Origin of the sequence: Parapedobacter lycopersici (assembly GCF_024643285.1) — a bacterium.
Lineage (GTDB): Bacteria > Bacteroidota > Bacteroidia > Sphingobacteriales > Sphingobacteriaceae > Parapedobacter > Parapedobacter lycopersici.
Window position 1 is genome coordinate 1 of record NZ_JAMSLW010000008.1, and the last position, 12477, is coordinate 12477.

10 protein-coding genes are annotated in these 12477 nt (G+C 51.5%); 9 read left to right on the top strand and 1 reads right to left on the bottom strand.

Annotated elements, in window-relative coordinates:
- Positions 1-100 precede the first annotated feature (100 nt).
- From dnaG to NEV57_RS15105, 8 genes are all read left to right on the top strand, one after another.
- Positions 101-2041: a DNA primase gene (dnaG, locus tag NEV57_RS15070; protein ID WP_257659177.1), complete on the top strand. Its 1941-nt coding sequence runs from the start codon at positions 101-103 to the stop codon at positions 2039-2041.
- A complete protein-coding gene (locus tag NEV57_RS15075; protein ID WP_257659178.1) occupies positions 2041-2406 on the top strand; it encodes a YraN family protein in 366 nt (121 codons plus the stop codon). The genes dnaG and NEV57_RS15075 overlap by 1 nt, the downstream gene beginning before the upstream one ends.
- A gap of 29 nt (positions 2407-2435) precedes the next feature.
- A complete protein-coding gene (locus tag NEV57_RS15080; protein WP_257659179.1) occupies positions 2436-3476 on the top strand; it encodes a glutaminyl-peptide cyclotransferase in 1041 nt (346 codons plus the stop codon).
- Between the two features lie 64 nt (positions 3477-3540).
- Positions 3541-5262 carry a TrkH family potassium uptake protein gene (locus NEV57_RS15085; protein ID WP_257659180.1) on the top strand — a complete coding sequence of 574 codons (1722 nt, stop codon included), beginning with the start codon at positions 3541-3543 and terminating at the stop codon, positions 5260-5262.
- A gap of 12 nt (positions 5263-5274) precedes the next feature.
- Positions 5275-5961 (top strand): potassium channel family protein, encoded by a 687-nt coding sequence (locus NEV57_RS15090; protein WP_257659181.1) that lies wholly within the window; start codon positions 5275-5277, stop codon positions 5959-5961.
- 65 nt (positions 5962-6026) lie between these two features.
- Entirely contained in the window at positions 6027-8480 is a 2454-nt protein-coding gene (locus tag NEV57_RS15095) for a YfhO family protein (protein WP_257659182.1), read from the top strand.
- Between the two features lie 19 nt (positions 8481-8499).
- A complete protein-coding gene (locus tag NEV57_RS15100) occupies positions 8500-9675 on the top strand; it encodes a n-acyl-d-glucosamine 2-epimerase (protein WP_257659183.1) in 1176 nt (391 codons plus the stop codon).
- Positions 9676-9687: 12 nt separating this feature from the next.
- The gene (locus NEV57_RS15105; RefSeq protein ID WP_257659184.1) at positions 9688-10935 is read left to right on the top strand and encodes a sugar MFS transporter; all 1248 of its coding nucleotides are present in this window, start codon (positions 9688-9690) and stop codon (positions 10933-10935) included.
- Here NEV57_RS15105 and rnhB read toward each other — a convergent pair.
- Positions 10927-11523, bottom strand: coding sequence for a ribonuclease HII (gene rnhB, locus NEV57_RS15110; protein ID WP_257659185.1), 597 nt, complete (start codon positions 11521-11523; stop codon positions 10927-10929). The genes NEV57_RS15105 and rnhB overlap by 9 nt on opposite strands.
- 160 nt (positions 11524-11683) lie before the next feature.
- On the opposite strand from rnhB, the gene NEV57_RS15115 reads away from it, so the two are divergent.
- Positions 11684-12475: a sulfur globule family protein gene (locus tag NEV57_RS15115; protein WP_257659186.1), complete on the top strand. Its 792-nt coding sequence runs from the start codon at positions 11684-11686 to the stop codon at positions 12473-12475.
- Positions 12476-12477: the final 2 nt, after the last annotated feature.

The following is a 12477-nucleotide window of genomic DNA, read 5'->3' on the forward strand; positions in this document are numbered from 1 at the left end:
CCCGACATAGCCCGCCCCGATGCAGCAGATGTTTGTGATGTTCATGCCAGCAAAAATAAAAAAATCCTTAATTTTACCTTGCCAAACAGGAAGAATAGCTTTGATCAAACAGGAAACAGTCGATAAAATACTGGACGCTGCCCGCATCGAGGAGGTGGTAGGTGATTTTGTAGACCTTAAAAAGAGGGGGACATCACTGATTGGCTTATGTCCGTTCCATAACGAGAAAACGCCATCCTTTAATGTGTCGGTAAGCAAGGGCATATACAAATGTTTCGGTTGCGGCGCCGGGGGGGATTCGGTGCGTTTCGTTATGGAGCACGAAAAGTATTCCTATCCGGAGGCCCTCCGTTACCTCGCGGGGAAGTACCACATTGCTGTCGAGGAAACGGAAAGAACACCCGAGCAGCTCGCTGCCCAGGACCGGCGGGAGAGCCTGTTTATTGTCACGGGCTGGGCAGGCCGGTTTTTTTCCGGATCGATGTGGGACACGGGGGAAGGCCAGACTGTTGGGCTCAATTATTTCCGGGAGCGCGGCTACCGGGATGACATCATCCGTAAGTTTGAACTGGGTTATTCGCCGGAAGCCTGGACGGCATTGTACGACCAGGCAAAGACGGCGGGTTATAAAGACGAATTTCTGGAGGCGACCGGCCTGGTGATCCGAAAGGATGACGGCGGTGTATATGACCGTTTTCGCGGGCGTGTTATCTTTCCGATCCATAACCTCACCGGCCGGGTCCTCGGTTTTGGCGGCCGTATACTGAAGACCGATAAAAAGGCGGCGAAATACGTCAATTCACCCGAAAGCGAAATCTACCATAAATCGGACGTGCTGTATGGGTTGTACTTTGCGAAAAAGGCCATTGTTGAAGCCGATCACTGCTATTTGGTGGAAGGGTATGCCGATGTTATTTCCATGCACCAGGCAGGTGTTGAAAACGTGGTCGCTTCGTCCGGCACGTCATTGACGACGGGCCAGATCCGGTTGATTTCCCGCTATACAAGCAATGTGACCATTCTTTATGACGGGGATGCGGCAGGAATTAAGGCCTCGCTGCGTGGTACCGACATGCTGCTGGAAGAGGGGATGAATGTCAAGGTGCTGCTGTTTCCGGACGGCAATGACCCGGACTCTTATGTGCAGCAATTCGGATCGGCAGCCTTTACCCAATACATCGCCACACACCGGCAGGACTTCATTGCATATAAAACCCAGGTGTTGCTACGGGATGCCGGGAACGACCCGGTGAGGCGCGCAGAAGTGATTCATGATGTGGTAGCCAGCATTGCACTGATTCCCGATGCCATTAAGGCCTCGGTGTTCATCCGGGAGTGCAGCACGCTGCTTGATATGGAGGAACGCATTCTCATTGCGGAACTCAATAAAATACGTATTGGACATGCGAAGAAACGGCCCCGTGAGCCGGCCGCGGAGGAACGCCCCCCTTCGGCTGTATATCCGGAAGCCTTTCCAGCCACGGAGCCGATACCGGATTCCGGAGTGAATTCCATCCTGCTGCAGGAACGTGAAATTATCCGGATCCTGTTGAATTACGGAAGCCAGCCAGCTGCCTGGGAGGCCGACGGTGACATCCCGGTTGCCCCGTTGCTGCTGAGCGGGCTGCATGACGTGGTATTTGAAGATCCGGCATGCATGACCATCATCGACACCTATAAAGCGCATATCACGCGGAATGAGCTTCCGGGCGAGCGGGTGTTTGTCGGCCACGCCGACCGTGCCGTTGCCGACCTGGCTGTCGAGCTGCTGTCCATGAAATACAGCCTCAGCCCCAACTGGAATGATGAGAAGCGCAAAATATACGTTTCGCACGAGTCAGAACGGCTGGAAGACCTGGTTTATCATGCCATATTCCGCATCAAAAAGAAAAAGGTCGAACAACAGCTCGGCCAACTCCGTGAAGCCATGAAAGAAGAAACCGACCCGACGCAGCTTGCGGCACTCATGGGCAACTATCAAAAAATAAAGGAAGTCTCCAAATTGATTGCTGAAAAACTGGGGACGATCGTGATAAAATAATGCATGGTAACCAGCAAAAGGGCCGTAACGGAGAGGCTATCGCCGTACAGCTGCTCAAGCAGCGGGGATACGAGGTAATCTGCCTGAACTGGCGGCATAAGCACCTGGAGATTGACATCATTGCCCGTGATGGCGACCACTTGGTATTTGTCGAAGTAAAAACGCGCCTGAGCAGCAACTTTGGGATGCCGTATGAGGCGGTGGACTGGGTAAAACAGGGCCGGTTAACGCGTGCAGCCGAACGGTACATCCAGGCACACCGCCACGAAGGAGAGATTCGTTTTGATGTGGTTTCTGTCCTGTATTCAGCGGACCGCAAATCGTATCGAACCGAGCTGATAAAAGATGCCTTTTGGCCCGACTAAGTGTAAAATATATAGCTAAGTTTGCGAACATGAATAAATTGATTTATCTCGGGGCGGTACTTGTTGCGCTGGTTGCTTCATGCAATACACAGAAGAAAACAGCGAAATTCCGCTTCTCGTCGCCCACTGCGGGTACCATGGTGAACGTCGGTGATGTCCTGTCACTTAAACTTGAATTTCCGGACAATCTTTCGGCCATCGATTCGGTGGTGTATGCGATAGACGACGAAGTGCTTGCCCGCAGGACGGATAGCAGTGTGGTTAGCCTGGAAACGCGGGAAGCCGCCTTCGGGAACCGGACGCTCAGTGCCCGGCTTTATCACGATGGCAAGGAACAGGTGGCCTACAGCAATATCGTGGTTGTGCCCCACCCGCCCAAGCGGTATGGCTTCAATGTAATCCATGAATACCCACATGATCCCGAGGCATTTACCCAGGGCCTTGAATACGAAAACGGCTATCTTTACGAAAGCACGGGGCTACGCGGAAAATCGTCGCTGCGTAAGGTGGCTTATCAGACGGGAGAAGTCGTGCAGCGGATTAACCTGGATGATCGGTTTTTCGGTGAGGGGATGACGATCATGGGCGACCGGATCGTCCAACTTACATACCTCGAAAAAGTGGGCTTTGTTTATAACAAGCAGACTTTTGCCAAGACCGGCGAATTTGCCTACGGCCAAAGCCCGGAAGGCTGGGGGCTTTGTTACGATGGCAGCCGGCTTATTAAGTCGGATGGCAGCAGCCGGCTGTACTTTCTGAATGCTGCATCTTTTGCCGAAGAGGGATTCATAGAAGTATATAACAGCAAAGGCCCTGTAAACAGTATCAATGAACTGGAGTGGATAGACGGAAAGATATACGCCAATATTTACCAGCAGGACATTATTGTAATCATTGACCCTGCAAGCGGAGCAGTAGAAGGAGAGATAAACCTGATCGGCATTTATCCGAACAAAGAGGAAATTGACAATGAATTGAATGGCATTGCCTATGACCGGAAGGGCGACCGTCTTTTTGTGACCGGCAAAAATTGGAATAAGCTTTACGAAATCGCACTGGTGGAGCGGTAGCAGATGCATGCTAAACACACTAAAATATATTTTTAAATATCGGGGGAAAATAATCGACCGGGCTATGTTGTACAGCAGCCTGGGGTGTGTGTTGGTGGTGTTGTTTCACCTGGGGTACAATACGGACCAGGTAACCGCCCAGCAGGTGACCACGGTCATCGTCTGGCTGTTTTACGGTCTTTTCGCCCTTGGGTTATTCCGGCTGGTGTTTTCCATGGTGGTGGCACGGAAAGTCGGCGTGGCCCATTACGGTGGGTTACTGCTGGCTGTTTATTTTCTCGTCGTTGCTTTGGGGCGATCAAATGAACACCCGCTGCTTTCGTTTCTGCAGCAGGACGAATGGATTTACCTGGGCATTTTTGCGGTATTCCTGACCGAACTGTCAAAAAGCAGCCTGTTTTTCGATAATTTTTACTTTAACCCCACGATCCTTTTTGTCATCAGTTTTCTGGTGCTCATTTTAGTGGGAACCTTGCTGCTCATGCTACCCAAAACCACCTGGCAGCAGCCATTGTCTTTTGTTGATGCCCTTTTCATGTCGACGAGTGCGGTATGCATCACCGGGTTGTCCACCGTTGACATCGCCACACGGTTTACGGGATTCGGGCATACGGTTATCCTGGTGCTGATGCAGCTTGGCGCGCTGGGTATCATGACCTTTACCGGTTTTTTCGGCTATTTTTTTGCGGGCGGGTTTTCGTATAAAAACCAGCTCATGTACAGCGAGTTCTTAGGGCACAATAAGGTAGGTTCGGTGATCAGTACCTTATTGAAGATCATATTTGTTACGCTTATTTTTGAGGCAATCGGCGCAGTTTTTATTTTCTTTTCCATTGATCCGGCCACGTTTTCGTCGACTGGAGAGCGCATTTTTTTCGCCGTATTCCATGCCGTTTCCGCATTCTGCAACGCCGGGTTTTCCCTCGCTTCAGGTGGACTTCATCATCCACTGTTCCGTTATAACTACGAGCTGCAGGTGGCCGTGGCCGCGTTGTTTATCGTGGGGGGACTGGGTTTTGGTATCGTATTCAACATCTATACCTTCGTCAAGCGCTGGATTGTTAATGTTTTTAAACGGGTCATTCACGGGCAGCCTTTTACCTATCGGGCATGGGTGATCAGTTTTAATACCCGGCTGGTGGTCTGGACCACCCTGGCGTTATTCATTTTCTCGACAATAATGACCTTTATATTGGAGTATGACCATGCACTGGCCGAGCATCCCTCCCTTTGGGGTAAATGGGTCGCGGCCTTTTTTACGGGTAACAGCGCCCGGACAGCGGGCTTCAATGTAACCGATACCGGCGGACTGTCTTTTCCGATGCTGCTGATCATGATGTTTCTGATGTGGATCGGGGCCTCACCCGGTTCCACGGGAGGTGGCATCAAGACCACGACATTTTCCGTAGCGGTGCTCAATGTGCTCAACTTGGCCAGGGGGAAGGATAACCTCGAAATATTCGGCCGCAAGGTGTCCGGTGATTCAGTAAACAAGGCCTTTGCCATTATTTTTCTTTCGTTTTTTGCTATTGGTCTCACGATTCTTGCCCTGTCGATCACCGACGGGAACCAGGGGCTATGGGCAATAGCCTTTGAAAGTTTTTCGGCCTACGCCACCTGCGGCCTGAGTGTGGGGATCACTCCACAGCTCAGCGATGCCGGTAAGGTAGTACTGACCTGCTGTATGTTTACGGGTAGGGTGGGCATGCTTACCCTACTGGTTGCCCTGATCAAAAATACCAAGAACAGAAGTTATGAATATCCGCAGGAGAAAGTCCTGTTTTAATCGGTCAATCGTATGAAATACATCGTATTGGGTTTAGGAAATTTCGGCAAGGCACTCGCCATACGTCTTACTGAACTGGGCCATGAAGTCATTGGCGCAGACAATAAAATGGCGAAGGTTGAACAGCTTAAGGAAAAAATTACCCACACAGTATGCATGGACAGTACCGATGTTGACGCTGTAAGTGCCTTGCCGCTTAAGGACGCCCACGCAGTGGTGGTGGCCATCGGCGAGGATGAAGGCGCTTCGTTGCTGACCACAGCACTGCTGAAACAACTGGGGGTCAAGCGGATTGTAGGGCGGGTTGTGTCCGATCTGCAAAAGACGGTGCTGGAGGCCATGGACATCGGTGAGTACCTTATGCCGGAGGAGGACGCTGCGGGGCGCTTGGCCATGCGGCTGGACAATATTGACATCGTCGACTCCTTTAAGGTCTCGGAAAAGTACAGTATTATTGAAACCAAGGTACCCGACAAGTACATCGGGATGAGCCTGCGCGAAGCCAACCTGACCAATAAATACCGGGTTATTGTGCTGACCACGCTTAAAATCACGGCAGAAGAGGGCGAAAGCAAGGTGAACGGAGCCAAGGAGGCGACCGGCATTGCCCAGTCCGACACCGTTTTGGCGGCGGGCGATATTCTGGTGCTTTTCGGCGAATTGAAGGACATCAATCGACTGATTCAAAAGGGGGAGTGATTGCGTGTATCTCAAATCAAATCGCTACTTTTGGCACTTCGTTAATCACAACCAATTGAGGATACATGAAAACCTGGTTTAACAACAATGCTACCCATCTGGCCGTTATCGGGCTGTTCATCGCGATGAGCTTTCTTTATTTTACGCCTGCCTGGCAGGGGAAAGTACTCTTCCAGCATGACGTATTGCAGGCCCAGGCAGGGCAACAGGAAATCCTCACGATCCAGGAGCGGGATGGCGACATGCCTTTATGGACGAACTCGATGTTCAGCGGCATGCCCTCTTATCAGGTGCTGATCGATCTGCCCAGCAACATCACCACGTATATATTGCGGGGCTTCAAGTGGGCGTTCCCTCATCCGATTGACGTATTACTATTGTATCTGCTGGGGTCATACCTGTTATTTGGCGTGCTGCGGGTAAAACCCTGGTTGGCGGCGCTTGGAGCTGTCGCTTTTGCGTTTTCGTCTTATAATTTCATTTATATTGAAGCAGGCCACGCCAATAAAACCTACGCTATCGCATTTATGGCCCCTATTCTCGCCGGCATCATCCTGGCCTTTCGCGGGCGATACCTGCTGGGCGCAGTAATCCTGGCTTTTGCCATGGCACTTGAGATCCGGGTCAATCACATACAGGTAACCTACTACCTGTTTCTGGCCGCACTTGTTCTGGTAGGGATGGAACTTTACCGCGCTGTCCGGGAAAAGCGGCTACTGGATTTTGGCCGTGCCCTTGGATACCAGGCAGCTGCCGTGGTGCTGGCGCTGGCCGTTAATGCATCGTTGTTATGGCCAACTTACGAGTATAGTAAAGAGTCGATACGCGGGCGGGCAAACCTGGCCACGCAAAGCATGGAGCGGTCGGATAATGGGGTCAGCCGCGATTATGCCTATCAGTGGAGCCAGGGCGTGGGAGAAAGCCTGACGTTTTTGGTGCCTAACGCTTATGGAGGCGGAATGACAACGCACCTGGATGCAGACTCCGAGGTCGGCCGCATACTGATGAACAACGGTATTTCACCGGACGCTGCGGCCAGCATTCCGGCTTATTGGGGAGAAAAACCCTTTACTTCCGGTCCTTGGTATTTCGGCGCGGGCATCGTCTTCCTTTTTGTACTCGGCGCTGTGATCGTGCGTGGCCGGTTGAAATGGTGGCTGCTGGGTACTACGCTGCTCGTATTGCTGCTTTCCTTCGGCCGGCATTTCTCCCTGGTTTCGGATATCTTTTTTAACTATTTCCCACTGTATAATAAATTCCGTGCGGTGGAATCCATTCTAGTGATCGCGGCACTGCTGGTGCCGGTATTGGCTGTCCTGGCCATCAATGAACTTATAACGAACGGAAACCAGCAAAAGAACCTGGAGAAGAAGCTACTGTATGTGTTGGGCGGTGTTGGGGGAGTTACGCTGCTGATTGCTGTACTGCCTGGCTTGTTTTTGAGCTTTAAGGCCACCAATCATCAGGAGGTTATCCAATCGTATGCACAACAACTACAGGACAATACACTTGCCAACGAGCTGGTGGCCGCGCTGGTAAAAGACCGCGCAGGCCTGGCACAGGCAGATGGGTTCCGCTCACTGCTTGTGATTCTGATCACCTTTGGGCTGGTGTGGCTGCTGGTTAAGCAAAAGCTGAAAAGTACGACAGCGGTGATTCTGCTTGGTGTGGTCACATTGATCGACTTATGGGGGGTAGACCGGCGGTACCTGAACGCGGCTAACTTTACTGATCGGCTGCAGCTAAACCGACAGTTCAACGTGGAGCGGGAAGTGGATAGGCTCATCCGGATGGATAAGGATCCGAACTACCGGGTACTCGACCTGACCACCAATCCATTCGCCGATGCACGGGCGTCTTATTTCCACAAATCCATCGGTGGGTATCACGCGGCCAAACTGATGCGTTATCAGGAACTGATTGAACGGCAATTTTCATCGGCAATCAATGAGGATGTGCTGGATATGCTCAACACACGCTACCTGATTACGAGGGACAACCAGGGCAACGAACGGATACAGCGGCGAAGCACGGCTGCGGGAAATGCCTGGTTTGTCGGGCAGGCTGCCTTTGTGAAAGACAATGAAGCGGAGATGCAGGCAATCAACGGGTTTAACCCGCTTAAGGAGGCATTTATCCATGCGGAATTTAAGCCGTTGCTCGATGAAAAGAAACTCACCGCTCCCGCGGAAGCGAACATCAGACTGACGGCTTACCGCCCGGACCACCTCGTTTATGAGTACACGGCGTCCGATGACGCACTTGCTGTGTTTTCGGAGGTATGGTATGATAAGGGCTGGAAAGCCTATGTAGACGGTAAGGAGCTGCCGATTGTCCGCGCGAATTACCTGTTACGGGCAGTACAATTACCCGGAGGCAACCATCAGGTTGAATTTAAATTTGAACCGCAGTCTTATTACGCCGGGGAAAGTATTTCACTAGCCGCATCGTTATTGCTGGTACTGGGTGCGGGAGGAGCGGTCTGGCTGGAAAGGCGGCGGCGGACAGAACAGGCTTAACCAACGGAACTAATAAGACATGAACAGTAGCGATTACAGCAAAATTTATAAAGCGAGCTTACTCACTGATGTAATGCCTTTCTGGCTGGCCCATTCCAGGGATGAAAAGGGCGGCTATTTTACCTGTTTGGACCGGCAGGGAAAGGTGTTTGATACGGATAAGTTTATCTGGTTGCAGGGAAGGCAGGTCTGGATGCTGTCTACCTTATACAATCAGGTGGAACGGCGCCCGGAATGGCTGGAATTTGCCCAGCATGGCGCGGATTTCCTGTTGAAGAACGGTAGAGATGAAACGGGAAATTTTTACTTCGCGCTGAACCGGGAAGGACGGCCGCTGGTGCAGCCCTATAATATTTTCTCTGATTGTTTTGCGGCAATGGGGCTTGGCGCTCTGTATTCCGCGACAAATGAGGACCAGTATGGGGAAATTGCACGGCAGACATTCTTGAATATCATCGCCCGCAGGGATAATACCAAGGGTAAATACAACAAACAATATCCAGGGACACGCGATCTGAAGGGCTTTTCGCTGCCGATGATATTGAGTAATCTGTCGGTGGAGCTGGAACATATTCTTGATCGCCAGCTGGTGGAAACCCTCATTGATGAGGTGATCCACGAGGTAATGAATGTGTTTTATCAGCCGGACAGCGGACTGATTCTTGAAAATGTATATGCCGACGGCAGTTTTAGTGATTCGTTCGATGGCCGCCTGGTGAATCCGGGCCATGTGCTGGAGGCCATGTGGTTTATGATGGATCTGGCTGTGCGAAGGAATGATCCGGAATTGATCGCCAAAGCAGTTGCCATTGCCCTGCGCGCACTGGACTTCGGATGGGATACGGAGCACGGCGGCATTTTATATTTTAAGGATATCAAGGGGCATCCGACACAGCAGCTCGAATGGGATCAGAAGCTGTGGTGGGTACATATCGAGGCCATGATCTGTATGGCTAAGGCTTGGTTGCTGACGGATAACACCCAGTGCCGCGACTGGTTTAACACACTGCATGAATATACCTACCGGCATTTTTCCGATCCGGAATACGGAGAGTGGTTTGGCTACCTGAACAGGCGCGGCGAGGTACTTTTACCCCTGAAAGGCGGTAAATGGAAAGGGTGTTTTCACGTGCCCCGCGGCCTGCTGCAGCTTGGGGATACCATGGATGCCATTTCAGCAAAGCGATCACGCTAATCCGACCCCAGCATGGCATTGCTCCCCCATCAAAACATACCGACAGGCCAGACCGTATCGGACAGGCATTATACCCCGGCGTTAATCGCCCTGGCGGTATTGTATTTCATGATGGGCTTTATTACCTGCCTGAACGACACGCTGGTGCCTTTTTTTAAAGCTGGTTTTACCTTAAGCTATGCCGAATCCGCATTGGTGCAGTTTTATTTTTTCCTGACCTACGCCCTCTTTTCCATACCTGCGGGAAGGATGGTGGAAAAAGTAGGCTATAAGCGGGGTATGGTGTTCGGTTTTGCTGTCGCGGGGGTTGGTGCATTTCTGTTTTATCCGGCTTCCATTTGGCACGAATACAGCCTTTTCCTCGCTGCACTTTTCGTACTCGCCATCGGTATTGTATTGTTGCAGGTCGCAGCGAATCCGTATATCACCGTACTTGGTCCGCCGGAAACGGCATCCTCCAGGTTGACGCTTATTCAGGGTGTGGGTTCGCTGGGCACCACGACGGCACCTTTGTTCGGTGCGCATTTTATTTTATCACGTCTGGGCGATTCCGGAGGGGCCAGCGATGCAGTGAGTACACCCTACCTGGGCATTGGGCTGACACTTCTTGTGATCGCACTGGTACTGGCTCGCCTGGCATTACCTAAGGTGACCGCGGCTGACGACGCACAACAGGACAGGGACCAGCCTTCCAGGCGTATTTTTTCCTTCCGTAACCTGAACCTGGGCACGATCGGCATTTTTGTCTATGTGGGTGCTGAGGTGGCTATTGGGACTTTTCTGACGAACTACATTGCAGATACGCTGCTGATTGACGAACATCAGGCAAATAATTATGTTGCGCTCTATTGGGGAGGCATGCTGGTCGGTCGGTTGATTGGTGCAGTATTACTGCGGTGGATTAAACCGCAGCGGGTATTGGCCGGAACGGCAACGATGGCACTGCTGCTGATTTTGACCGCTATCCAGTCGACCGGACAGGTGGCCGTATGGACAATGGTATCGGTGGGGCTCTTCAATTCAGTCATGTTTGCCATTATTTTTTCATTGGCAGTGAAAGGGCTTGGAAAATACACCACACAGGCTTCGGGATTGCTATCTTCGGCTATTGTTGGTGGGGCTGTAATCCCGTATTTGCAGGGGTTACTGAAAGATGAATTTACGTGGACAATTGCCTTTATGCTCCCGTTGTGCTGTTACGTATACCTTGTTTTTTACGGACTGCACGGATACCGGACAACAACATCACCGTTAAAATAGCTTCAGTTGGGGGTCACTTACGCGGAATGTCCGACGATGGTGAGGCGTATAACCGTGCTCCAGGATCGCACTCCGGTGCTGTACCGTAGGATATCCCTTGTTATGTATCCACCCGTATTGGGGAAACTCGCCAGCCAGCCCGTCCATATAATCGTCGCGGTAGGTCTTGGCGAGGATAGACGCAGCGGCAATGGAAAGGTATTTGCCATCACCCTTAACGATGCAGCAGTGCGGTGTTTGCCGATAAGGAATAAACCGATTGCCATCCACTAAAATATACTCCGCCTTGATCTTCAGCGCATCCAGTGCCTTGTGCATGGCCAGGTATGACGCATTGTGGATGTTAATCCGGTCTATTTCAGCCGCACTTACGCTGGCTACGGCACAGGCGAGCGCCTGCTCTTCGATGATGTTGCGCAAAGTGTACCGTTGGGAAGCGGCCAGCTGCTTGGAATCCGTCAGTATGTCGTGTTGAAAATCCTTGGCAAATACAACGGCCGCCGCGTAGACCGGTCCTGCCAGGCAGCCACGTCCCGCTTCATCGCAGCCCGCCTCTATTAATATGTCCTGGTGTGTGGAGCGTAGCATTTATCGGAGGTGTTTCGTTACTTGCGAGACAAAATTATATTTTTATTGTGAGCAATCAAGCAAAGAAGGTTCCGCATGACCGGAAGTCTTGCTGCACTGTGTAATAATTCTTATACAATTAAACTTAAGAAATGCCATGTCGTCAAAAACACACTTTACCATGAACAAGATGAACTTAACCGGCTGCCTTATATTGCTGTTGATGGTCAGTGGAATCACCGCTGGTCATGCACAACGGAATAAGGGCAATACCCAGCAGACCCTGGATTGGGCGACCGATCTGGTTATTGACGGGCGGCTGGACGACTGGGGGGATACCCTGCTTTATGAGCATGGCTCGCAGGGGCTGCAATACCAGCTTAAAAATGACCGCGACCGGCTTATCGTGGCCATGCGTGTGCCGGACAAAGAACAACAGGTACGGGCGCTGTCACAGGGGCTCAGCCTAATGGTTAACCCACAGGGAAAGAAGCGCGAAGGACCTACGGTGGTTTTTCCGGTTGCTGACAGGATTGCATTCCGTTCGATCATGTCGGCCGATAATAACGACCGGCCGGAAGATATGCGGCGCGGGGCACTTCAGGCTATCCGTGCAATTTATGTCCTGCGGTTCGAGGGCCTGCTTGACGGACAGATCTCACTGGACAACACGTATGGTATTGAGGCCCGGGCGGCCATAGATTCGGCAGATGCCCTCTGCGTGGAAATTGCGGTGCCTTTACACCAGCTGAGTGTTTCAGCGGAAACCAACAGCGAATTGGCGTTTAACGTGAAAATAAATGGACTGATTATGTCCAAAAATACGGGAATGAGCAACGGTATGCGCGGTCGTTATCCCGGATATGGATATCCCTACGGGTACGGATATCCTTATGGCTATGGGCAGCAAACACCATCCAAACCGCGTGAGGAACCCGGTGTATGGATTGTTTCGCCACTGGCTAAGGAATAGTT

Bases quoted from the DNA above. Each gene is read 5' to 3' on its own strand.
- NEV57_RS15105 (WP_257659184.1), top strand. From the start codon at position 9,688: ATGGCATTGCTCCCCCATCAAAACATACCGACAGGCCAGACCGTATCG.
- NEV57_RS15075 (WP_257659178.1), top strand. From the start codon at position 2,041: ATGCATGGTAACCAGCAAAAGGGCCGTAACGGAGAGGCTATCGCCGTA.
- rnhB (WP_257659185.1), bottom strand. From the start codon at position 11,523: ATGCTACGCTCCACACACCAGGACATATTAATAGAGGCGGGCTGCGAT.
- NEV57_RS15080 (WP_257659179.1), top strand. From the start codon at position 2,436: ATGAATAAATTGATTTATCTCGGGGCGGTACTTGTTGCGCTGGTTGCT.
- NEV57_RS15090 (WP_257659181.1), top strand. From the start codon at position 5,275: ATGAAATACATCGTATTGGGTTTAGGAAATTTCGGCAAGGCACTCGCC.
- NEV57_RS15115 (WP_257659186.1), top strand. From the start codon at position 11,684: ATGAACAAGATGAACTTAACCGGCTGCCTTATATTGCTGTTGATGGTC.
- NEV57_RS15085 (WP_257659180.1), top strand. From the start codon at position 3,541: ATGTTGTACAGCAGCCTGGGGTGTGTGTTGGTGGTGTTGTTTCACCTG.
- NEV57_RS15095 (WP_257659182.1), top strand. From the start codon at position 6,027: ATGAAAACCTGGTTTAACAACAATGCTACCCATCTGGCCGTTATCGGG.
- NEV57_RS15100 (WP_257659183.1), top strand. From the start codon at position 8,500: ATGAACAGTAGCGATTACAGCAAAATTTATAAAGCGAGCTTACTCACT.